A 22,669-nucleotide genomic window follows, 5' to 3' on the forward strand; every position below is an offset into this window, starting at 1 on the left:
GATAACAAGGAGGTTTCTCATATGAACTTGCCGATGAGACTTGCCGAAATTGCCAGGGTTTCACCCGGTCAGGAGGCTATAGTTTTCGATAATCAAAGAATAACTTACGCCCAGTTGGATACCCGGGTCAGCCAGCTGGCCAGCGGCCTGCAACAATTGGGCGTCAAACCCGGCGACCGGGTGCTGACAGCCCTGGGCAACTGCCCCGAAATGGTTATTGCATATTATGCCATTATTAGAATGAAGGGCGTGGTCGTACCGGTCAGCCCACAATATACAATTAATGAACTGGGTGTTATCGTAAAGGATTGTTTACCGGCAGCAGTCATTACATGCCCCCAATTACAGGGAACCTTTTCCATGATTAACGAATCGGTGAAAATTCCCCGGGGTATCGTTGTAAATAGCTGCAGTACTGAAAGAGATACTTTCTACACCCTGGAGCAAGTGAGCAGCAAGGGTACGGATGCTTTTCCGGAAATAAGGTACAGCCGCGAGGACATAGCAGAGATTTTATATACCGCCGGTACATCCGGCAAACCCAAGGGAGCCATGCTGACCAATTACAATCTGTACAGCAATGCGCTCACCTTCTCCCAATTGTGCCGCATGGGTCCCGCCGACCGCGCCCTGTTGACGGCGCCCGCCTACCATGCCGGCGGCCAAACCTGCGTGATGAACAACGCCATTGTAGCCGGGGCCACTTTGGTAATCCAAGAAGGCTGGAAAGGCGCGGCGGAACTTTTAAAAATTATTGATGAAGAAAGAATCACTTTCTTTTTCGGTACGCCCACCATGTACAAATATATTCTCAACTTCCCGGATTTGGACCAATACAATACCGCCTCATTGCGTATTGCCCTCACCGGCGCCGCCAGTACGCCGGCGGACCTGTATGAAGCTTTTTACGCTAAAATGAAACTGCATTTAACGGAAGGATACGGGCTGTCGGAAACTTCGCCGGTGGTCAGCATCAATTTCATCAGCGAATCCGGTAAAAAGGGATCCATAGGTAAACCCATACCCGGTGTGGAGGTTAAAATATTTGATTACGAGGACCGGGAAGTCCCGCCGGGCCAGGTGGGGGAAATCGTTGTCCGGGGGCCCAACATCATGAAGGGCTATTTCAACCGGGAAGAGGAAACCCGCTGGGTATTGCGCAACGGCTGGTTCCATACGGGCGATCTGGCATACATGGACCAGGAGGGCTATCTGTACATCGTAGACCGCAAAAAGGATCTGATCATCCGGGGCGGCGTCAACATCAACCCGAAGGAAGTTGAGGAAGTGCTTTACGAGCACCCCGGCGTATTCGAAGTGGCCGTTGTCGGCGTGCCGGACGCTTTGATGGGCGAGGAAATACTTGCTTTTATCATGCCCCGGGAGGGCCGGCAGCTTGAAGAAGATGAGTTGAAAGAATTCTGCCGGGGTAAACTGGCCAAGTATAAAATACCCCGCTATTACCGTTTTGTAGACAACCTGCCGAAGACATCGTCCGGTAAGTTGATGCGCAAGGAACTGCAAAACTGGCTCAACAACGGTAAGTAGTTTGTAAAAAGGCGATAAAACAAAAAAGGGACAGGCAAAAAAGGGGACTGGCTCTTTTTTCGCTTTTAGAAAAAAGTGCCTGTCCCCTTTTTTGCCGGCACCGGTAAAAGGGGGACAGGCACCGATTCATAAAACGAATCGGAGCCAGTCCCCTTTTACCGGAGCCTGTCCCCTTTTTTGTTATTGCACGTTAGCCGGTTTTTCTCCCACCTGCACCGTGATGTATAAGGGCTGATGGTTGCGATAAACCAGAAGCAGTATTTTCTGCCCGATACCGGCCTTTTTAACGCGCTCAACCAGCGCATCAACATCAGGTACGGGCTCGTTATCCAGTTTCAAAATCACGTCCCCCTGGCGCAAGCCGGCCCTGTCAGCCGGGCTGCCCGGCACCGTACCCACCACCACGACGCCTTCAGTGCTATCCAGGCCAAAATATTGTGCCAGGTCGGGTGTCAAATTATGCATTTGAATGCCCAGCCAGGGCCTGATAACCTTGCCTTTATGCATCAAATCATCCTGCACCTTTTTTACCGTGCTGGTGGGAATGGCAAACCCGATCCCCTGTGCCTGGGCCACCGCGGTGTTGATGCCCACCACTTCACCCTGTAAATTCAACAGCGGCCCCCCGCTGTTGCCCGGATTGATGGCAGCGTCCGTCTGCAACAAGTTCTTGTAATAACGTCCCTCCACCGGCACCGGCCTGCCCTTGGCGCTGATCACGCCCACGGTTACGGTATGGTCAAATCCGAACGGATTACCGATGGCAATAACCCAGTTACCCACCTCGATTTTTTCTGAATCGCCCAATTTCAGATAGGATAGATTATTACCCGCGTCAATCTTTAATACCGCCAGGTCCAGGTCGTAATCGGCGCCGATCAGTCTGGCGGGATATTCTTTTTTATCATCCTGCATGGTGACCATGATCTTGTCGGCGCCGGAAACTACGTGCTCATTGGTTAAAATATAACCGTCTTTGGAGATGATGAATCCCGAACCCATACCGGATTCCCTGCGCGGTTGATTGGGAATGGAGGAACCGAAAAAGTAGCGGAAAAAAGGATCGTCCCAATAGGGGTTTTCCCGTAAGCCGCTGCTTACTTTCTCCACGCTGATTTTAACCACGGCCGGCCCGGATTTTTTAACAATATCCGCAATGGTTCCGGCATTAACTCCGGGCATGGTTGCGGCGCCGGCGTTATTGCCCGTCAGGCCCGACGGCGGTGTTTTATTCCCCTGCAGGTCATTAACCAGCAAGCAGCCTCCGGTGAACATGATACCGGCCACAAAGGCGGCCAGGCCGATAAGCATTATTTTGCGCCTGTATTCAGCCCACAATTGCTTTACCCCCCTTATAGCAATAATTAATTCTATCATAACAAAGATAAAAAATTTTTTCCACCGGCTTGAAAACAGCTCCGCTCAGTGTCTGCCGTTGTCTTTCGCATACTACAGGTAAAATAACAGAGGTTTTCAGTTTTACACATAGCTTTGCACTATATACCCCCGCCAATTTGTCAGCGGCGCCTGTCCGCGGCAGGGTGCCGGGACCGGCCAGCATCAAGGATTGTGCTTATTTTCTGAAAATTTAAATTTTGGCAAACCATTTGTGAATTATTGCACTACCTAATCTTATGGGTTATAATAATACAAACAATAATTTATTGCTTATTTGTGAAAAACATTACAACCTTGCCGGTTGTACCAGGAGGGGGGATTATTGGTTACCAATTAAAAAATTAATCATTTTAAGCAAGGCGGTGATGACAATTGTTTTTTCGTAAAGTAACCACTAAAAGCGGCGGGAAAGAGTATACTTACTTAAAATTAATCGAAAATTACCGGGAAGGCAGCAAAGTAAAACAGAGGGTTATCGCCAACCTGGGCAACCTGGAAAATATGACTCCGGACAAAGTACAATCACTGATTACCGGACTGAGCAAAATCTGCGGCTTGGACACCCAATTCGACCAGCAGATAAGTAACAAATTGGTGCTGGATTTTGGTACAGTGGCGGCAGTAAATAAAATCTGGCGGATATTAAACCTGGATTTTCACATCAAGGAATGTGTCGGCACTGCAGGTAGCAATAGCTTTCCTTTGATGGTGAAATTATTGGTCCTTAACCAGGTGATTAAAAATCACCAGCGTCTGCCGCTCAACGTCTGGTGTAAAAAACTATATATGCCTGAAATGCAAAACGAGGAAATTTCCGAGGAAGGTTATAATGCAGCGCTAAAAAAGCTGATTGCTATTAAAGAAAAACTGGAAGAGCGGATCTTGCTTGATTTACAAAACCAGGCGCTGGTTGATACGGAAACCGTATTTTGTCATTTGTTACGCGGTAAAATGCTCAGCCCGGCAGCTTATGATGAACAAAACTTTTTCAACCATTACCCGGTCAGGGAAAACGTGGACATGGCCGTACTTACGTCCCAAGAAGGCATTCCCTTCAGGCACCGCACCTTCAAGGGGCACTTTTCCGACGGGGAAACCGTGCCGCGCCGAATTAATGAGCTTAAACAGCAATTTGGCATTAAAAGATGCGTATTTGTCGGCGACCAGCACATCATCACCGGGGAAAATGTACAATTGCTGGTCAGCTACGGGCATGAATACATTATCGGTGTAGAAATTTGGTCTTCCCCCGAAGTAAAAAACTTAATGGAAGATATGCATAAGGTACCGGGCGATTTTGTAAAACATTCCGAAGACTTGTTGTACAGGGAAATCCAGGAGGGCCCGGTAAGATACCTCCTTTGCTACAGCCCCAGCCGGGCGGCCCGTAAAAACGAGGAACTGGAGAACCGGCTCACCTTTATTGAAAAGGAACTGGAAAATATTAAACAATGGGTTGCCACGGACTGCTCCGACAACCCGCGGGCCAACTTCTTTAAAGCCACCAACATTTTACGCAACTATTACTGCAAGCGCTATTTTGAATGCGTTTATAACGAGGAACAGCGCGAGTTTTCATACCGCCGCAACGATAAGGTTATCGAAGATCAGCAGTTATATAACGGCAAGTTCATATTAAAGACCAACTGTAATACCCTGACCTCCACGGAAATAATTGAAGCCTACACTTTATTTTCCAAGTTAAAGAACACTTTCCGGCAAATGCGCGGGTTCTACAGATATGAAAACTCACCATTCAATGAAAGTTTAATTGGTGGGCAAGTTCAGGTAAGCGTAATATCCTACCTCATTGAGCAAATGATGGAGTTGATGCTGCAGCAAAACAACATAAAAATAAGCGCCTCAAAAGCACTTGACATTCTGGAAGGCATAAAAATAACCATCAATCAGATGGGCGATAACGAAGTTGCCTTATTGACCCCGGCTACCAGCGAGCAGCTGGCCATATTACAGGCGTTGCATATAGATTATGATAAGATAAAAATTGAATTTGAGGGAGTGTCTTCATCGCTGGCCGCCACCAGCTCATAACACGCCCTCGCGACTAAAATAACAATACAAATACTAACAAAAAATAACAACATATAAAAGTTTAGAAAAAAAATTTTAGAACTTAATATTTATTGACACTACTATATACTTTATTTCACTAATAATATCATACATCCAGCCTTCTGACAACACCTTACACTAAAATATTGTCACTACCTGCATAAGAGCCCGTGGTGACAAGTTAACCGTCCCTGTAGGGACTAAAGGAGGTTGCAATATGAAAAATTCTCTCCGTGAAAAAAAGGTTAAAGATATGATGATTCCCATACATGATTATCCGACAGTGTCTGCGGAAACAACGCTAAAAGATGCTATCCGGGTTTTGCGCAATTCTTTTCATCCTCATGAAAAAAAGCCCCGCACAGGGCGCCAGCACATTTTTGTGGTGGAAGACAACGAACCGGTGGGGACTTTCGGCGTGTATGAATTGCTCAAGGCCATCGAGCCTCAGTTTCTTAAAGGAACCTCCTATTTTAGCATGAAATTAAATAACAGCTGGGCCATACCCATCTTTTGGGACGGGCTGTTTACCGAGCGGTGCAGGGAAATCGCCCATAAGAAAGTTAAGGAATTCATGAACCCCATAGAGTTTTACGTGCATATTGACGATACTTTACTCAAGGCTTCCTACTCCATGGCCAAGTACAAATCAGATTTCGTGGCGGTAATGGATAAAGACCGGTTGGTGGGGATGATTCGCAGCGTGGATGTTTTCCAGGAAATTTCCAATTGGGTCGTTTACGGAGATATGGAGTTGGATTCCCTTGAGGCACCCGACGAGCCCTGGTTGAAGGAATTCGCCTTTGAGCGGTAATGGTTGCTGCACAAAAGCAAGGCTCCCCGTAACGTCGGGGAGCCTTTTGAAAATTACCTGCGCTTATAATTGCGCTGATTTTTTGGCTTTGGCCTGCGCAGCGCTTTTCTCCAGCGCCTTGTTTATTGGTATAAAGGCCACTGCCACCGCTATGCCGAACAGCAGTGTAACAACGATGGTGATTGTTTCCGGGTAAATATGCCAGAGCAGCATGTATGCGGAACTAAGCACCAGGGATACCAGCATCAAGGGAAACGCCACCTTGAAGAAGCCCATGAAGGTAATATGGGAACCCCGTTTTTCCGCCATCCCGATAACCACAACATTGGCGGAAGCGCCGATGATGGTGCCGTTGCCGCCCAGGCAAGCCCCCAGGGACAAAGACCACCAGAACAGGTTTAACGCGGCCGGGTCGGTAACCCCCATAAGCTCGCCCATATCCTTGATCAATGGAATCATGGTAGCCACAAACGGAATATTGTCTACAAATGCCGAGGCAATTCCCGACAACCAGAGTATGAGCATGGCAGTGGGTATCATCACCCCGCCGGTAATCTCCATGGCAGTTTCGGCAATGGCTTCAATCACGCCCACCTTTTCCAGGCTGCCCACCAGTACAAACAAACCGATAAAGAAGAAAATGACGGGCCATTCCACGGCGTGCAATGCGTGTTCCGGGTCTTCCTTGCTTATCAATAGCAGCAAGCTGGCGCCGGTAAGGGCAATAACCGATGACTCCAGATGCACATACTGGTGCATCACAAAGCCGAAAATAGTTAACCCCAGTACCAGCAGGCACTTGCGTAAAAGCTTCATATCCTTCAGTTCATCATTCTCATTTAGTTCCATAATTGTTTTTTGCCTTGCCGGGTCGGCTACCAGTTGGGTTCGGTATATCAACCGCAGCAGCGTTAGGGTAACAACGTAAATAACTACTACAATGGGTGTCAGGTTGATGATGAAGTCCATAAACCCCAGGTGAGTGGCGCTGCCGATCATAATGTTCGGCGGGTCGCCGATGAGCGTGGCAGTGCCGCCGATATTGGACGAAATAATTTCTGCAATTAAAATTGGGATGGGGCTGATTTGCAATTTTTGGGCTATCGCAAATGTCACCGGCACAATAAGCAGCACCGTGGTAACGTTATCCAAAAGGGCTGATAAAACCGCCGTTACCAGCGAAAGCGCGGCCATAATTTTCAATGGCTCCCCTTTGGAACTCTTAGCCGCCTTGATGGCCAGATATTCAAACACACCGGTCTGGCGGGTGATACCTACAATAATCATCATGCCCACCAGCAAACCGATGGTGTTGAAATCAATAGCGTGCACCGCTTCTTCGGGGTCGAGTATTTTAGTCAGCGCAATCAGCGCTGCACCCACCAGGGCAATTACCGCCCGGTGAATTTTTTCGGAAACTATGATGGCATAAGTAATTAAAAAGACCGCTGAGGCAAAATATATTTGAATGTGTTCCGGCAAATCCCTTCCTCCTTTACAATCCATTCACTGGCAATGCAACTGGATGGGTAAATTTCCTAAATATTTATATTTATTTTTTTTAAATATTAAATACTCTATTAGCCTTCAAAAATCCTTCATATATTCGCCCCCTTATACTTTACTTCAGCATAATTTCAGCATTAAGAGGTTGTTCGAAAAGTCCGCGCGAGATCTACGTCGAATTTCTGCGTCGGCTCGGCTTTTACGGTGCTCACGTATTATATATACGCTCCGCTCCTCAAAGCCTTCGCCGCCTTGAACACTTATTGGGGACATTCCTCCGACCCCAAAGCTATGACCCAAAAGAGGAGGTGTGTCCCCTTTCCTTATTTCTATCGTGCTCCTTTTCGAACCCATACTTTAAAAAAACACCTGTGCCAGTGCTCTACAGCCGGTAAGTCCGGTTTTTAACGTTGTTAATCAACAGTTTGATTATGTAAAATTCAAGACATTTGCAGATGTTGTGAAATATTTTACATGCGCTCACGGATTACACTGACTACATACATATATTTTACCACAGTCCGTCCGGCCAGTACAATCAGTTTTGCATAATAATACTGCATACAGGCATGGTATTTGTTAAATGTCACATCTTTTTTTTGTCACTACCCACCCAGTGTTTTATTGCCAAAAAATATAAGCTCCCAGCATGAATTGGGAGCTTAACCACTGTCATTAATCCGATTATACATTTTACTTGCTTGCCCCGTAAGTCGCCAGGGCTTCATATGGCGATACGATATTGTATTTCAGTGCCTGGGCGTCCGGAGCCAGGTCAAAAGCTATGGCCATCAGTTGCGTGAAGAATAATACCGGCATATTAAAACTGGTGCCGTGCAACTGGTTAACCCGCTGCTGGTAAGCATCCAGGTTTAACTGGCACATCGGACAGGGAGTGACTATAACCTGTGCGCCGCCTGCAGCGGCCGAATCAAATATCTTGCGGGCGCAGTCAATGACAATGTCGGTGGCGGGAATAGTCTGTGAACTGCCGCAGCAGCGCGCTTTCATGGGAAATTCGGTGGCGGTGGCTCCCAGAGCCTCCATCAAGCGATCCATAAGCACGGGATATTCAGGATCATCAAATTCATACGGTATCGCCCGCACCGTCTGGCAGCCCACGTAACCGGCCACCTTCAATCCTTTTAGCGGGCGCTTGACCCGCCGGGCCACTTTATCAAAACCAACATCGTTAATTACCACTTCCAGAAACTGGCGTACGCGCAGGGTGCCGTCGTATTTTAAGCCGCCTTCCGCCAGCGCCTGGTTGGCCAGGGCCCGGAAATGCTCGTCTTCCTTGAAGCGCTTGTTGGTAACGGCCAGACTCAGGTAACAGGAACTGCAGCCCACCACCACGTCCTGACCCTTGGGCTCGGCTATGGCCAGGTTGCGCCCTGTCATTACCTGCTGGATAAAATCCCCCACTACTCCGGAGACCACCGTTGCCCCGCAACAGTTCCAGTCAGGTATTTCTTCCAGTTGGATATCCAGGGCAGAAGCTACGGCCTCGATGGATTTCAAGTTGGCCTGGGCTGTTGCTTCCATGGAACATCCGGGATAAAAGCTGTATTTCATCATCTGGCCTCCTTCCGCTGTAGTTCCTGGGCTTTACGGATAATCTTTTTCAGATTACCCATACCTTTGACTTTTTTGGGCGGCAGCAGAGGCAGCCGGCCATGTTTGAGCATGTTAATACCGACATCTTTCATGTCCATGGCCTTTTTCACCTCATCCAAACCCCTGATTAGGTAATAGCGGCCCGTTACCCCGCCTTCAAACACTTTGCCCCGCCCGGCCACTTCCGACCAAAATGCTTTATAGAATGCAGCCTGGGGATAATCTGCATAGCCGTTTTCAATGGCGTATTTCTTCAGATCATGCATCACATCCACCAGGGGTACTCCCCTGGGACAGCGCGCCTTGCAGGTGCAGCATGAGGTACAGTGCCACATGGTGTTGGCCTGCAGCACTTCATCTTTTTTACCCAGTTTAATCAGGTTAAACAATTGTCTGGGCGAATAATCCATTATTTCACGGGTGGCGCAGGAAATAGCGCACATGCCGCACTGCATGCACTGCTTGATATAAGAACCATTCTCCAAACTGTAAATCTCCCGGGCAAAAGTCAAATCATATTTTACAGGTTTATTATTTTGTTCCATAAAAGAACATGCTCCTTTTCTTTTTTTTAAAGGAGTACAGGACGGCCTCCGGGGCCGTCCTTTCTATCTAATTTTGTACTTCAAAATCAAAGATTCATCCTGACGGTTGGGTCCTGTAGCTTTAATCTTACTGGAAGTCCTTCATCGGGTTGGGTCCAAGTTCTTCCAGTTCCTCGGCAAACTCGTCCAGCATGGCCGGAATCTTGTCGTAATCCATGATATTCACCGTGGTCGCACGCACCCGTTCGGATTCCAGGCCCAGGCGGTTTAACGTCTCGGAAATCTTGGAAAGGCGGATTTCCGCCAGTTCACTGCCTTTCATGAAGTGGCACTGGTAATCGTCGCCGTGCTTGCAGCCCATCAACAATACGCCGTCAAAGCCCTTGGCCATGGCATCGTTGATCCATACCAGGTTCAACGAGCCCAGGCAGCGAACCGGGATAATCCGGACCCAGGGGTTGTACTGCAGGCGGTTGATGCCGGCCATATCCAGGGCGGGCATGGCATCGTTTTCACAGGCAAATACCAGGATTCTCGGTTTCTCATCCAATTCCTCCGGCACTTCAATGGCCTTCACCATGTTGCCGATCATGGGCACCGAGTAGTTCTTGAAGGAAATAATCCGCTCGGGGCAGGCGCCCATACAGGTACCGCACCTTCTGCAGCGGGTGGGGTTGGGCAGCGGGTTGGCCTTTTCGTCTTCGTTGATGGCTCCGAACGGGCATTCCTCGGTGCACCGTTTACACTGGGTGCAGCGGTTCATATTGAATTCCGGGAAGGACATATCGCCGGAACGCGGGTGAACCGCCTCGCCCTTGGCAGTTGCTTCAACGCACTGAACAGCCTTCAAGGCGGCGCCGGCGGCGTCTTCCATTGCCGAAAGCATATCCATCGGCGCTCTTACCACGCCCGCGGCATAAATGCCGGTACGCCGGGTTTCATACGGGAAGCAAATGTAATGTGAATCGGGGAAACCGTATTTCAGTTCCGGCAGTTCCGGACCCTGTCTGTATTCCAAATTCAGCATATTGGACTTGATAATGGTGGGTCCAACCACTTTTGGTTCGTCGGCAGCGGCAGCCGCTTCTTCCTCGGCCTCTTCCTCAATCATTTCACCGAACGCAGCCGTCGGCACCATGCCGTTGGCCAGCACAACCAGGTCAAACTCGTCCGCTTCGGAAGTGGTACCCATGGTCTTGTCATCGGCCTCAATGGCCAGCTGGCCGTCGCTTTCGGTGATGGCGGTGACGTCACCCTTAATAAAGATCACGCCCGCCTGCTGGGCTTTCTTGTAGAAGTGTTCATACTGCCCGTTGGACCGGATGTCTTTGTAATATACATAGACGTTGGCCTCGGGGTTCTTTTCCTTCACGTACAGAGCCTGCTTGATCGATTCCACGCAGCAGGCCGCCGAGCAGTAAGGCAGGTGCTCCTGGTCGCGGGAACCGGCACACTGGATGAAGGCCACTTTACCGGCTTCCATGTTACCGGCGGCAACCATTTCTTCGAAAGCGGACTGAGTGATCACGTTTTCGTATTGGCCAAAACCAAGGTGGGCAAGCTTGGAGGCATCATATGGCCTGGCCCCGGTGGCCAGCACAATGGCGCCCACCCGTTCCTCCACGGTTCCGCCGTTCTGGTTGATGGTAACGTCAAACATGCCCGGGCCGCCGGCGGTTTTGGCAATGGTGGCCGAAGTGTAAACCTTGACCCCTGCTTCTTCAACCGCCTTGACCAGACCGGGAATGCAATTTTCCTCCAGGTCGGTAAAGGGGGGCTTCAATGGGACTTGTTTATACATTTTACCCACGTAGCCGCCCAGCTTGTCTTCTTTTTCCACCAGCACCGTCCGGTAGCCGGCTTTGGCCGATTCCAGGGCCGCGGTAAGACCGGTGAATCCGCCGCCAACCACCATGATGGTTTTGGACAGGTTTTCCACCTGGTAGGGTTCAGGCAGGTTCATGTTTTTCTGCTTGACCAGAGCCATACGGATATAGTCTTCGGCCAGCATTTGTGTATCTTCGTCATCGGCCGGGTGACACCAGATCACCTGCTCCCGCAGGTTGGCCCGCTCTACAATTACGTTAGGGCCAAAATTAAAGACATCGGCATTTACCCGGGAAGAACAACCGGCAACGACAACCGTATTTACACCTTCGTTTTCAATATCATTTTTTATGACCGCAACCCCGTCTTTTCCGCAGAGAAAAGCATCGGTTTTGCAAATATCCGCTTTGTATTCCTTCAATGCCACGTTGGACAGGGCGTCAACGTCCAGGGCATCACCAATTCCACAGCCTGTGCAAATATATACAGCTATCTTCTTTTCCATTACTGTTGCCCCCTCACCGTAGATTGGATCGCCTTAAGAGCCGTAGCGGTAGCATCTCTTACAGCTGAGGCAACGTCCAGCGGGTTTTTGACGCAACCTGCGGCATAAATTCCGGGTGTGTTGGCCCCTGAAACCAAAAATCCGTCCTCATCGTAGGCCATTTCGGCAGGCACTTTGGCCGCAGCAGTGGTGGGCGCCATACCGGTGGCCAGCACCACCAGGTCAAACTTCTTCTCAACAACTTCCTGGGCAACTTGATCCTCAGCAATAACAACCAGTTTTTTAGTAGACGGATCTTCTTTCACTTCACCGGCTTTACCCTTGATCAGGGTAATATTGGCCTCCTCTTGAACCTTGGTAAAGAAATCTTCATACTTGCCGCGCGCTCTGATGTCAATGTAGTAAATGCAAATCTCGGCGTCGGGATACTGCTCCCGCACATAAGTGGCGTGTTTCAGCGAAGCCAGACAGCAAACCGATGAGCAAGCTTTCAGGTGGTTTTCATCCCGGGAACCGGCGCACTGAATGAAAGCAACGCTCTTGATTTCCTTGCCGTCGGTCGGGCGTACAATTTTGCCCTTGGTCGGACCGTTCAAAGCCGCCATTCTTTCCATCATCACGTTGGTAATAACATTGTCGTACCGGCCAAATCCATAGTAGCTCAATTTATTGGCATCGTACGGATCCCAACCGGTGGCCCAGACAATGGCGCCAACGTTCAGGTTTATTGTTTTGGGCTCCATGTTCAAATCAATAGCGTTATACTCGCAAACTTGGGCACACTTGCCGCATTCCGCTCCTTTACAGGCCCGGGCGTCAATAACATATTTCATGGGAAAAGCAAATTCGTGCGGCAGGTAGACGGCCTTGGTTTTATCCAAGCCATAATTGAAAGCATTGGCCCTTTCCGCGGGACAGGCCTCTGTACATTTACCGCATCCGGTACAATTTTCGTTCACGAAGCGGGGATTTAATTTAACGGTAACATCAAAGTTACCTTCCTGGCCGGAAATACTTTCCACTTCCGCCATGGTAAAGAAGTTGATCCGGGGATTTTTTCTAATTCGCTGGAAATTAATTTCCAGACCGCAGTTCGGTGGGCATAGTTTCGGGAAGTACTGGTTGATCTGCGTTACTTTGCCGCCAAGGTACGGGTTCTTTTCCACGATGTAGACCTCATGGCCCACTTCGGCGGCTTCCAGTGCTGCAGTTAAACCGCTGATTCCTCCCCCTACCACCAGTATACTTTTATTTGCCATAATTTATCACCACGCCATTTCTCCCGTGTTATTTTTAATCCTGCTTTTTCTATTATCTAACCCCGTTTAAAACTCGAAATTACAATTAAAACTTGTAAACAGCCACCGGGATCGAAAAAAAACTCCAGGCGGCCGTGTAAGGACGCCTGGCAGAATAACATTAACCTTGGTAAAAAACGCCCAGTCCCTACAAGCGCGCTTCAGCCAGGTCTGTATCGTAACTCCCGCTAATATGATCACAGCGCAAAAGGACCCGTGGCCATCGGCTACGGGCCCTCTTTGCGCCGTGGATGGCACATGCGAAGAGTTACTTGATCTCGCCCGGGACATGGGGTGAGATCAGTTTTTATATAGTTAACTATTCAAACAGACGGATAACCGGCTTCTTGAATACATCCCACTGGCCACTGGCGGGATCGTACTTGAGGTTAACAAAGCAGAGCCAGTTTTCTTCGTCCATCTTCGGACAGTCGGAACGGAAGTAGTAACCGGGCCACCTGGTTTCTTCACGGAACAGCACGGTACGTACGTGTGCTTCAGCCTGCCACATCCGGTGGATGTTCTCCCAGCACCTCATGAGCTCGTGCAGGTCAGCGGCAGCCAGTTTCTCGGCGTCTTCCTTCATGAACTCGAGCAGTTCCAGAGCCCTGTCGAGCATGGGCTTGTTGGTGGTGAAGTTAGCGCTCACGCCGCCAACATACTCGTCCATGAGCTTCTGCAGGCGGAACATGAACATCTTGGGCTTAATGTAAGCCGGGTTGACTTCCGGATCGGTGGTGAAGTCTTTATTGGCTTCGTAAGTTTCCAGCGGCTTGTAGGTCAACGCTTTCAGTTCTTCTACCTTGGCCATGTCAACGTTGGGCTGGGTGTTGTTCTCAACGATGAACTTGATGGCAGCCTTGGCGGCAATTCTACCTTCAGCGTGGGAGCCGGAGGAGAACTTGTGGCTGGAAGCACCGGAAGCGTCACCGGCGGCAAACAGACCCTTGACGGTGGTCATGTTGGCATAACCCCAGAAGTACTCGGGCGGAGCGATGTCCTCGGGACCGGATACCCATGCGCCGGAACCGCCGGAGTGGGAGCCGATGAAGTAAGGCTCAGCAGCGGCAATCTCGGAGGACTTCTCTTCCGGAGCGGTGTTGGTGGCTGCCCACAGCAGGGCCTGGGAGATGGTCATGTCGAGGAAGTCTTCCCAAGCTTCGGCTTCCAGTTCCTTCATTTTCTTCTTGAAGGCCTTGGGATCATCTTTATAAGCATCGGCCAGCTTGGCGATGGCTTCTTCAGTCCTCATGTAGATGGGGCCTTTGCCTTCGCTTACATCCAGCATGCCGAGGTAGTTGCGCAGGTTGGCCGGAATCGGCTTGACCAAGCCGTAAGGAGCCCAGTTTTGCAGTTCGTCTCTGCGCTCAACCATGTACTCGCCGCCGAACGCGTTGGTGGCTCTGGATTTGAAGAGCAGGAACCATGCGCCGACCGGGCCGTATGCATCCTTGAAGCGGACCGGGATGAAGCGGATTTCCTGACAGGTCATTTCAGCGCCGGCACGGATGGTGAAGTATGCGCTGGAACCGGTGCTGAACGGAGGATACCAGGAACGGCCGAGACCTTCACCGGTGGAGCGGGGCTTGAATACGCCTACGGCACCGCCCATGGCAGCCAGAACGGCTTTGGCCTTGAATACGTAGAATTTATTTTCGCGAACGCTGAAGCCCACAGCACCAGCGATTCTGTCGCCGTCGAGCAGCGGCTCGATAACGAATACACGCTCGTAAATATTGTCCATGCCCAGGGCGTTCTTGGCAGCTTCAGCAACGATTACCTTGTAGGATTCACCGTTGATCATGATCTGCCAGCGACCTTCGTTTACATACTCGCCGTCGTCGGTTTTCCAAATGGGCAGGCCCCACTTTTCAAACAGGTGCACGGTGCCGTCAACGTGGCGGGCAATGTTGTAGACCAGGTCGTCACGGGCAACGCCCATCAGGTCGTTCTTAACATACTCGACGTACTGCTCAACGGTGTTTTTGCCTTTGCCAACACCAATGTATTGGTTAATAGCGGACAGACCCATGGCCACCGCACCACTGCGGTCCATCGAAGCCTTGTCCACGAGGGTGACTTGCAGGCCGTTTTTCTTTGCCCAATAAGCTGCTTCCACGGCCGCCCCGCAGGCTGCCATGCCGCCGCCTACAATCAGAAGGTCAGTGGTAACTTCAACAGTTTCAAAATTCATCGGCATTTATATTAACCTCCTCCGTAAAGTTCTTTAAATAACAAGCCTTAATTTGGTTATTTTTTGATGGTGGGTACTTCGTCCATCAGCAGGGATGCCGGTTCGGTGAACAGGGCCTGGCTGTTCAGGTCGTCCTGGTCTGCCGGGAACCCGCCGTCAGGCACTGCAGTACCTTCTTCAGTGGTCCGGATGGGGAACTTGAAGCGCTTGACCATTCCGTTTCTGAACTTAACGGTCCACATAATATTGTCAGAACCTCTCAGAGGAGTTACACTGGCGCCCATGGGGACGAAGTCAGCGTAACCGCGCAGGTCCATAGCTTGCTGCGGGCAGGCTTTGGCGCAGCAGAGGCACTCCCAGCAATGCCAGGGATCACGGTTGTAGGCTTTCATTTTTTCTTTGTCCAGCACCATCAGATCGTTGGGGCATGCATACATGCAAGCGGTTTTGTCCTGACCCTTGCAGCCGTCACATTTCTCGGTCATTACAAAAGTTGGCATTTATTCAACCTCCCGTTCCCAATTTGTTTAAAATTTCCGTGCAAATTATCAAAAAGATGTGTTACCAGTTGCTTTAAGATTGGCACAACATGGTTTTGAGGGGTTAAGTAAATCAATCAGCTAGAGAAAATAACTTAACCTTTCTCCTGGTTTCCAAAACTTACGCATACATATTCAAACTATAGCGTAAGTTTTTCACCCGTCCGGCAAACAGGTGGCAGTGTCACAGGATTCAACTGCTTGGCTGTGGCCTTTCGACCACATACCGGGTGGTTATCTAAAACCGCCACTTAGAGTATTCTGCCCGGTAGAGGGTGTTACCCTCGCCTATTTCCCAATGTCTCAGCGCCCGACTTTCGCTCCGTGTCTTTGCGACGCTTCATCGGCTACACTGCTTAGAAACCCTTCTCCTCCCAAATAAACCAAAAATGTTTTTTGATTTTGTGCCCGGCATAACACAGTATGCCGCGCTTAAAACCACCTCCTTCAAATGCTGTTCAGGTCTCGGGCGCCAGGTTGGCTACCCGGTGGCGTGAGTTTATTAACACTATTGGTTCCAAATCATAAGCGGCACTGATAATTACTATAACCTATGCTTAATATTAAAGTAGTTTCGACAAGCATGTTTCGGGTTCCTTCTTTTTCAGGAAATAAAATTACACTTTTTTATAGTAATTTTCGACCGAAAAAGAAGCATGTAACCGGATCCGGCATTCCAGGCATATTATATTCAGCACTTCAACCATATATTAGTAAAAAATATGGCATTAAAATATATATGCCGGACTGTCCGCGTATTAAAGCAAACACTCGGGAATTCGCACCGCGCCTGCAAAACAGGGCACGGGCACATCCCTTTCTTTTACAATAACTAATATACAATGCTTGCTGTATTACAAGATTGTTGTTACTTCTGCGGACCGGGGATGTCCTCGTAAGCGCCCTTCTTGATTTCCACTTTTTCCGCGGTCTTGTAGTATTCGCGGAGGATTTCCATAACTTCGGGACGACCGAATTCCTTCGGAATCTCCTCGCCATCCTGCATCATGCGGCGGAACTTGGTGCCGCTGACGACGCAGCGATCTTCCGGACCGTGCGGGCAGGTGCGCTGGCTGGCCATGCTCTGGCACTTGTAGCAGTAGAAGGTCCAGGCTATCAGCATGGGCTTGAGTTCCAGGGCGCCCGGCCAGAGTTCATCGAAAATCTTCTGAGCGTCGAAGGGACCGTAGTAGTCGCCCACACCGGCGTGGTCACGCCCCACGATGAGGTATTTGCAGCCCCAGTTTTGACGGAACACGGCGTGCAGCAGGGCTTCACGCGGCCCACCGTAACGCATTTCCATGGGGTACACGCCCAGGGCGATGTTCTCTTTCGGGAAGTACTTTTCAACCAGCACTTCATAGCACTTGGTGCGTACTTCGCCCGGAATGTCGCCGGGTTTCAAAGCGCCGACAATGGCGTGGATAAAGCAGCCGTCCACCATGCCGCTTTCCAGGGCGAACTTGCAGAGGTATTCGTGTGAACGGTGCATGGGGTTCCGGGTTTGGAAAGCAACAACATTGGACCAGCCTTTTTCTTCAAAAAGCTTTCTGGCTTCCGCGGGATACAGGTAGTACTTGGGATATTTTTGAGGATAAACGCCTTCATTCAGGACCTTGATGGGGCCGCCCAAGTTGAATTCGCCTTGTTTCATAACGCTGGCCACACCGGGGTGTCCTTCGGCGTCCAGGGTCTTGAATACTTCACGGCACTCGGCTTCCTTGTCGTAGGTGTAAATTTCTTCAACCTTCATGGTGGCGTACAGTTCTTTGGAAGCCCTGTCATACAAAGCTACTTCCATGCCTTCCTTGAGGCCGATGGCGTCTTTTTCCTCGCCGGTGATGGACAGGGTAACAGGCATAGGCCACATGGTACCGTCGGTCAGTTTAAGATCAAATACGCAGCCGGTGTAATCATCCTTTTTCATGAAGCCAGCCAGGGGTGTGAATGCACCAATGCCAAGCATCAAAACATCGGAAGTTTCCCGGGAGCTCATGTACACCTTGGGCAAACTTTCCGCCCGCTTGATTTCAGCTTCCCTTTCTTCGCCGTACAGCAACAAGGGCTTGAGTTTTCCTTCTGGGCCATGCGGTTTGGGTAGCGCCATAAATGTTTCCCCTCCTAGATATTTTTTTATTTTGTTTTACTAACAAGGAACAAAATGTTCCCAAATACAAACCTAATCTCCCAATTGTTGGCGCTTGCTTGTCATATTTTGTCGCTTATTTGACATTATAATGTCAAATAGTTGCTAACAAAGCACTTGTATTTTGTTTAAAATATATATGTGCTTTGTTTAAGAAATTAGACACAAAGTAGAGTTTTCCTTCTTTTGTTTAGGTAAAAATAATTATTTTCTTTTAAAAGGCATCGTTTGCAATTTATTGTGAAGAGAGGCACAAAAATGGTTCATCAATTAAAAATATAGCATGAATCATAAATATTGACAAGCACTTTACGCCTGAAATAAGTGTAAGACATAAATTCAAGAGGACATCAAAACGATGTCCTCTTGTACTTTTCCACGTATTTTTCCAGCATTTCGCTTTGTCCGTTGGCCAAAAATTCCTGCATCACCTTGGGGCGGCGGAACCTGGCCCCCTCACTGACGACACTCATGACCAGGTGATTAACAAAGGGCATAAAAGTATACTGGCTCTCCACTACAGACATGGGCACGAACAGCGATTCCAGCTGTCCGATGTCCGCGGTAAGCATCTGAATCAATTCCAGAGGCGTTTTGTTTTTGCCGTTGACCACCCGGACATTTTGGCAACGGGGCAATTGGAAGTTCACGATTTCTTCGGGCAGTTCGACCCCGTGCTCCTCCCGGTATTTTACCACCAGCTTGTCCATATTGCGGCGCGCCAGGTCATCTTCCCCGTTCCCATTGCCCATCAATCCGTAAGAACGGCAGGTAAACGGCCGCACTTCGTAGATTTGGCATTGCCTGTCATCCCCCAGAAACGGGCAGCGCTGGTTGATATCCACCAGTTCCAAAAAGTAATAACGCACCGCCCCGGCGATAAATTCCGGCCATTTTTCGGGCAGGTGCTTGTTGACATAGCGGAACATATTTAAAAATTCCACTATATACGCCGGCGGCGGCACCGTACAGCAGGTGGCGCAGCGGTTGCATTCGGTTTCCGGTATTTGATCGTATATCTCATGTAATTTTTCAAATAAACCGTTTTCCTCGGACTGGCTTACCGCCGGATGCAGTTTAACCAGTGGCAGCATTAACACCATCTCCTTCCATGCAACATCCCAAAACTTTTACTGCAACTAATCCTATAATAAAGTAAAATATAATTAAACACAAAATATTTTTTCCTCCATAATAATAATCAAGCAACAAAACCTAACAAAAACAAAAAGCACCCCCTGATGGAGGTATTGGTTGTTAAAGGAGGCCGGTGAAATGATATTAATGAGCTTTATCCTTATTCTTTCTGGTCTTTCTCTAATCACTGCCGGCATATTATTATTAACCTTATGCATCGCCGGCACCGGAAAATGGCCCGGGTGCCACCCCGCCAGGTGGCCAACCCGGGTAAAAAAATTGGCGTTGTTAACCGGCGGCGGCGCCTTGCTTACATTATTTGGCATTTTGGTCGCTTACGGCATTTAATGATGGCAACTGTGCCCGTGGTCGTGTTCCCCATGATGATGGCCGCACACTGCTGCGCTGGAAACCAGTTCACCGCGCAAATACCTGCCGACTACCTCTGTAATTTTACCGCTGGCCCCCGTAATGACCTCCAGGCCGCTATCTTTCAAGGGAGCCAGGGCCCGGGCGCCGATGCCCCCGACAATAACCACATCTATGCCTTCTTTTTGCATTAATCCGGCCAATCCCTCATGGTTATGCTGCAGGCTTTCCGCGGAGATTATTTTTTGTGACAGAATTTTATCACCATCCGCTTCAATTACCGCAAATTCCCTGCTCCTGCCAAAATGTTGGTTTACATGGCCATATTCATGTGGCAAAGCGATCTTCATTGTTTGCATACCTCCAACTATTGTCGTTAAACAGCATATTACGTTATGAACATTTGTTAATTAAATTTTAAATATTAAAATAAGAAATGTCAATGCTTTTTTATAACTTGGGCAAAAAAAAACCGCCTTGAGCGGCGGTTTAATTTTTTATTAAACGCAACCGGTGGGCTTGGGCAGTCCTGCCAGTTTGCAGGCGCCTTTAGCCGGGCCGGACGGGAAGAGTTCATAAATTTGCTTCAAGCTGTATCCGGTTTGTTTGCACATTTTCCGTACCATCGGAGCAACCTGGAACTGTTTGTAATAATCACGCAGGTAATGGATTACCTTCCAATGATCTTCGGTGAGTTCCTTGATACCTTCGCCCTCAGCAAATTGAATGGCCACGGCTTCAGTCCACTCGTCCGGGTTAACTACAAAACCGTCCTCATCCAGCTCGATTTGTTTGCCGTCTACTTCTATAAAAGCCATTAATCTCCACCTCCATAAATATTGTTTAAGTAAATTTTTCTTTATTTTTCCCCTAAAAATAATTACTTTACGTTTTTTCATTTTTAGGGCAAAAAGCATATCTTGTACTACATTATATTATCATTCCATTCACTTTAACGCAACAGGTTCATTTAGAAAATATACACCGCCGACTATATCAATCCGGGCTGCACAATGCTAAAAACCCGTCCAACCACCTCCCAACGGATTACAGGTTAATATTTACCAGTGCCGGTATTATTTTATTCATAAACGGCACCGAACGTACCCAGCCAAATACATAACTTACATTTATAATGTACGACAGAACATCTTCAGAATCCTGCCGGTTTAATATAAAGGTTATCTATAATTTTGCTCATTTTTTTTCACCTGGTTTTCTTCATCCATGGCGATTCGCTTGCTGGCCATTTTAACTTCCTGCCGCTCCACGGCGCCCATTTCGCCCAGCACGTATTCCGCGATATTAACCGAATGGTCCCCAACCCGTTCCATATTACTCAGCAGGTCCAAAAAGACCGAACCTTCCGTTCCAGTACAGATTCCTTCGTTCAACCGCATGATGTGACCTTCCCGGAATTCCTTTTCCAGGTTGTCTATGACAACTTCGTTGCGGATCACCTGCCGGGCCATGGACCGGTCGCCGGTTTCCAGGGCTTTCAGGGCCATTTGCAGGGTTTCTTCGGTCAGTTCGGCCATGGAGCGAATGCTGGCCAGCGCCTCATCCGAAAAATTAATTTTGTGCTCCACGCTGTAAACACTGAGTTCCACGATATTGTCCGCGTGATCGCCGATCCTTTCCAGATCGCTGACCGCCTGCAACAAGGTTTGGGCATAATTGGCCTGATCTTCCGTAATATTTCGGTTGGAAGACACTTTGACCAGGTAGTCGGTGATGGTACCATCCAACCGGTTGATCAATTCCTCCTTTTGCTCCAGATACATGGGATTTAATTCCTTGTTCCTGGGGTTGAAGAAAAAACGCACCGATTCACCGAAAAATTCCCGGGCGTGCCGCCCCATGCGCAGTGTTTCCTGGGTGGCCTGCCCCAACGCCACTGCAGGGTTGGCCAACAGGCGCGGTTCCAGGTAACGGGGTTCCATGACAAACTGGGCGTCCTTGCCCGGCACGATTTTACTTACCGCCCACGCCAGGTAAGCAACAAACGGAAGCTGAATCAAGGTATTGGTTATATTGAACATCCCGTGGGTCTGGGCAATCTGCATGCGGATATTCAGCGTTTCCCAGGTACCCTCGAAACCGGGCAGCAGTACAAACACATAATTTGTTGCCAGGCGAACCAGTTCCGGGAAGATGCCCAGCATAGCCAAAGGCAGGAAAATGGCGGTGCCGCTCAGATTAAACAAAGTATGGGTCAGCGCCGCACGGCGCGCCGCGACGGTGGTGCCTATCGAAGCCAACAGCGCCGTCACCGTGGTGCCGATGTTGTCCCCGAACAATATGGGCACCGCTTGCTGGTAAGTCACCGCGCCCTGGTCGGCCAGTTCCTGCAGCACACCGATGGTGGCGCTGCTGCTCTGTACTATTACTGTAAAAACAGTGCCGATGGCCACCCCCAGCAAGGGATTGTCTTCCACGCCGGTCATCAAGTTTAAAAACATGTCCAAATTTTTCAAGGGTTTCAAACCATGCCCCATGACACTCATGCCGTAAAACAGCATACCGAAACCAAAAATAACCTGCCCCACGTTGGCAACCTTCTTATTTTTTATAAAAAACAACATGATTACGCCGGCAGCGATAATGGGCAGGGCATAATGTTCCAGCTTGAACCCGATCAGGTAGGCCGTCAAGGTGGTGCCGATGTTGGCGCCCATGATTATACCGATGGCCTGCCGCAGGGTCAACAGCCCGGCGTTGACCAGACCGACGGTCAAAACCGTAGTCCCGCTGCTGCTCTGGATCAAAGCGGTAACCAGCGCGCCGGTGATCACCCCGCGCAGCGGCGTCTTGGTTCCCTTCTCGAGGAACTCCCGCATGCGCTCGCCGGCGACATTCTGTAACCCCTCCGACATGTACTTGATGCCGAACAAGAAAATCCCCAGGCCGCCCAGCGCATAGAATAATATGTCCTGAACCGATAAAGACATGGCATGTCCCTCCACAGAGTAGTGATAAATTCCACAACCATTCTACCAGATTAAAGATTACTTGCGCATGCCTTTACATTTTCTTTACATACAATTAAACTACTGCGCCGGGCTTAATAAAAACTTAACAATATTTTAATATTACGCCCCCGCCCATACAAGCGCATATTTCGGCTTGTGAACTCCTGCGGAGATGAGGTAA

The 22,669-nt window shown here is 49.2% G+C and carries 17 protein-coding genes; 4 read left to right on the forward strand and 13 right to left on the reverse strand.

Annotated elements, in window-relative coordinates; genetic code table 11:
- The first annotated feature begins 21 nt into the window (after positions 1–21).
- The gene (locus tag BM299_RS00085) at positions 22–1,548 is read left to right on the forward strand and encodes a class I adenylate-forming enzyme family protein (RefSeq protein WP_092481429.1); all 1,527 of its coding nucleotides are present in this window, start codon (positions 22–24) and stop codon (positions 1,546–1,548) included.
- Positions 1,549–1,728: 180 nt separating this feature from the next.
- Here BM299_RS00085 and BM299_RS00090 read toward each other — a convergent pair whose 3' ends face one another.
- A complete protein-coding gene (locus BM299_RS00090; protein WP_342741307.1) occupies positions 1,729–2,886 on the reverse strand; it encodes a trypsin-like peptidase domain-containing protein in 1,158 nt (385 codons plus the stop codon).
- 432 nt (positions 2,887–3,318) lie between these two features.
- Between BM299_RS00090 and BM299_RS00095 the strand changes: the two genes are divergently transcribed.
- Together BM299_RS00095 and BM299_RS00100 are read left to right on the forward strand one after the other, a co-directional pair.
- A complete protein-coding gene (locus tag BM299_RS00095) occupies positions 3,319–4,998 on the forward strand; it encodes an IS1634 family transposase (RefSeq protein ID WP_092481431.1) in 1,680 nt (559 codons plus the stop codon).
- Positions 4,999–5,236: 238 nt separating this feature from the next.
- Complete coding sequence (locus tag BM299_RS00100; protein WP_092481432.1) at positions 5,237–5,833, forward strand: CBS domain-containing protein; 597 nt, start codon at positions 5,237–5,239, stop codon at positions 5,831–5,833.
- Between the two features lie 63 nt (positions 5,834–5,896).
- On the opposite strand, the gene BM299_RS00105 is transcribed toward BM299_RS00100, so the two are convergent.
- From BM299_RS00105 to BM299_RS00145, 9 genes are all read right to left on the reverse strand, one after another.
- The gene (locus tag BM299_RS00105) at positions 5,897–7,315 is read right to left on the reverse strand and encodes an ArsB/NhaD family transporter (RefSeq protein WP_092481433.1); all 1,419 of its coding nucleotides are present in this window, start codon (positions 7,313–7,315) and stop codon (positions 5,897–5,899) included.
- A 717-nt stretch (positions 7,316–8,032) separates the two neighbouring features.
- Positions 8,033–8,914 (reverse strand): CoB--CoM heterodisulfide reductase iron-sulfur subunit B family protein, encoded by an 882-nt coding sequence (locus tag BM299_RS00110; protein WP_092481434.1) that lies wholly within the window; start codon positions 8,912–8,914, stop codon positions 8,033–8,035.
- A complete protein-coding gene (locus tag BM299_RS00115) occupies positions 8,914–9,501 on the reverse strand; it encodes a 4Fe-4S dicluster domain-containing protein (RefSeq protein ID WP_092481435.1) in 588 nt (195 codons plus the stop codon). The genes BM299_RS00110 and BM299_RS00115 overlap by 1 nt, the downstream gene beginning before the upstream one ends.
- A gap of 127 nt (positions 9,502–9,628) precedes the next feature.
- Positions 9,629–11,833, reverse strand: a complete 2,205-nt coding sequence (locus BM299_RS00120; protein ID WP_092481436.1) for an FAD-dependent oxidoreductase — start codon at positions 11,831–11,833, stop codon at positions 9,629–9,631.
- The gene (locus tag BM299_RS00125) at positions 11,833–13,092 is read right to left on the reverse strand and encodes a CoB--CoM heterodisulfide reductase iron-sulfur subunit A family protein (RefSeq protein ID WP_092481437.1); all 1,260 of its coding nucleotides are present in this window, start codon (positions 13,090–13,092) and stop codon (positions 11,833–11,835) included. The genes BM299_RS00120 and BM299_RS00125 overlap by 1 nt, the downstream gene beginning before the upstream one ends.
- A 358-nt stretch (positions 13,093–13,450) precedes the next feature.
- Positions 13,451–15,331, reverse strand: a complete 1,881-nt coding sequence (aprA, locus tag BM299_RS00130) for an adenylyl-sulfate reductase subunit alpha (protein WP_092481438.1) — start codon at positions 15,329–15,331, stop codon at positions 13,451–13,453.
- 50 nt (positions 15,332–15,381) lie between these two features.
- The gene (gene aprB / locus BM299_RS00135; protein ID WP_092481439.1) at positions 15,382–15,825 is read right to left on the reverse strand and encodes an adenylyl-sulfate reductase subunit beta; all 444 of its coding nucleotides are present in this window, start codon (positions 15,823–15,825) and stop codon (positions 15,382–15,384) included.
- Between the two features lie 907 nt (positions 15,826–16,732).
- Positions 16,733–17,971 carry a sulfate adenylyltransferase gene (sat, locus tag BM299_RS00140; RefSeq protein WP_092481440.1) on the reverse strand — a complete coding sequence of 413 codons (1,239 nt, stop codon included), beginning with the start codon at positions 17,969–17,971 and terminating at the stop codon, positions 16,733–16,735.
- Positions 17,972–18,360: 389 nt separating this feature from the next.
- Positions 18,361–19,104, reverse strand: coding sequence for a YkgJ family cysteine cluster protein (locus tag BM299_RS00145; RefSeq protein ID WP_165608105.1), 744 nt, complete (start codon positions 19,102–19,104; stop codon positions 18,361–18,363).
- Positions 19,105–19,285: 181 nt separating this feature from the next.
- Between BM299_RS00145 and BM299_RS00150 the strand changes: the two genes are divergently transcribed.
- Positions 19,286–19,495 (forward strand): hypothetical protein, encoded by a 210-nt coding sequence (locus BM299_RS00150; protein WP_131820588.1) that lies wholly within the window; start codon positions 19,286–19,288, stop codon positions 19,493–19,495.
- Here BM299_RS00150 and BM299_RS00155 read toward each other — a convergent pair.
- The 3 genes from BM299_RS00155 to BM299_RS00165 all read right to left on the reverse strand — a co-directional run bounded on the left by BM299_RS00155 (position 19,492) and on the right by BM299_RS00165 (position 22,467).
- The gene (locus tag BM299_RS00155; RefSeq protein WP_092481443.1) at positions 19,492–19,866 is read right to left on the reverse strand and encodes a NifB/NifX family molybdenum-iron cluster-binding protein; all 375 of its coding nucleotides are present in this window, start codon (positions 19,864–19,866) and stop codon (positions 19,492–19,494) included. The genes BM299_RS00150 and BM299_RS00155 overlap by 4 nt on opposite strands.
- Positions 19,867–20,016: 150 nt before the next feature.
- On the reverse strand, positions 20,017–20,334 hold the full coding sequence (locus tag BM299_RS00160; protein ID WP_092481444.1) for a TusE/DsrC/DsvC family sulfur relay protein: 318 nt from the start codon (positions 20,332–20,334) through the stop codon (positions 20,017–20,019).
- Positions 20,335–20,697: 363 nt separating this feature from the next.
- Complete coding sequence (locus tag BM299_RS00165) at positions 20,698–22,467, reverse strand: Na/Pi cotransporter family protein (RefSeq protein WP_092481445.1); 1,770 nt, start codon at positions 22,465–22,467, stop codon at positions 20,698–20,700.
- Positions 22,468–22,669: the final 202 nt, after the last annotated feature.

The organism is Desulfoscipio geothermicus DSM 3669 (assembly GCF_900115975.1).
Classification (GTDB): domain Bacteria; phylum Bacillota; class Desulfotomaculia; order Desulfotomaculales; family Desulfallaceae; genus Desulfoscipio; species Desulfoscipio geothermicus.

Bases quoted from the DNA above. Each gene is read 5' to 3' on its own strand.
- BM299_RS00150 (WP_131820588.1), top strand. From the start codon at position 19,286: ATGATATTAATGAGCTTTATCCTTATTCTTTCTGGTCTTTCTCTAATC.
- BM299_RS00160 (WP_092481444.1), bottom strand. From the start codon at position 20,334: ATGGCTTTTATAGAAGTAGACGGCAAACAAATCGAGCTGGATGAGGAC.
- BM299_RS00085 (WP_092481429.1), top strand. From the start codon at position 22: ATGAACTTGCCGATGAGACTTGCCGAAATTGCCAGGGTTTCACCCGGT.
- BM299_RS00120 (WP_092481436.1), bottom strand. From the start codon at position 11,833: ATGGAAAAGAAGATAGCTGTATATATTTGCACAGGCTGTGGAATTGGT.
- BM299_RS00125 (WP_092481437.1), bottom strand. From the start codon at position 13,092: ATGGCAAATAAAAGTATACTGGTGGTAGGGGGAGGAATCAGCGGTTTA.
- BM299_RS00155 (WP_092481443.1), bottom strand. From the start codon at position 19,866: ATGAAGATCGCTTTGCCACATGAATATGGCCATGTAAACCAACATTTT.
- aprA (WP_092481438.1), bottom strand. From the start codon at position 15,331: ATGCCGATGAATTTTGAAACTGTTGAAGTTACCACTGACCTTCTGATT.
- BM299_RS00110 (WP_092481434.1), bottom strand. From the start codon at position 8,914: ATGAAATACAGCTTTTATCCCGGATGTTCCATGGAAGCAACAGCCCAG.
- aprB (WP_092481439.1), bottom strand. From the start codon at position 15,825: ATGCCAACTTTTGTAATGACCGAGAAATGTGACGGCTGCAAGGGTCAG.
- BM299_RS00145 (WP_165608105.1), bottom strand. From the start codon at position 19,104: ATGCTGCCACTGGTTAAACTGCATCCGGCGGTAAGCCAGTCCGAGGAA.
- BM299_RS00115 (WP_092481435.1), bottom strand. From the start codon at position 9,501: ATGGAACAAAATAATAAACCTGTAAAATATGATTTGACTTTTGCCCGG.
- sat (WP_092481440.1), bottom strand. From the start codon at position 17,971: ATGGCGCTACCCAAACCGCATGGCCCAGAAGGAAAACTCAAGCCCTTG.
- BM299_RS00100 (WP_092481432.1), top strand. From the start codon at position 5,237: ATGAAAAATTCTCTCCGTGAAAAAAAGGTTAAAGATATGATGATTCCC.
- BM299_RS00165 (WP_092481445.1), bottom strand. From the start codon at position 22,467: ATGTCTTTATCGGTTCAGGACATATTATTCTATGCGCTGGGCGGCCTG.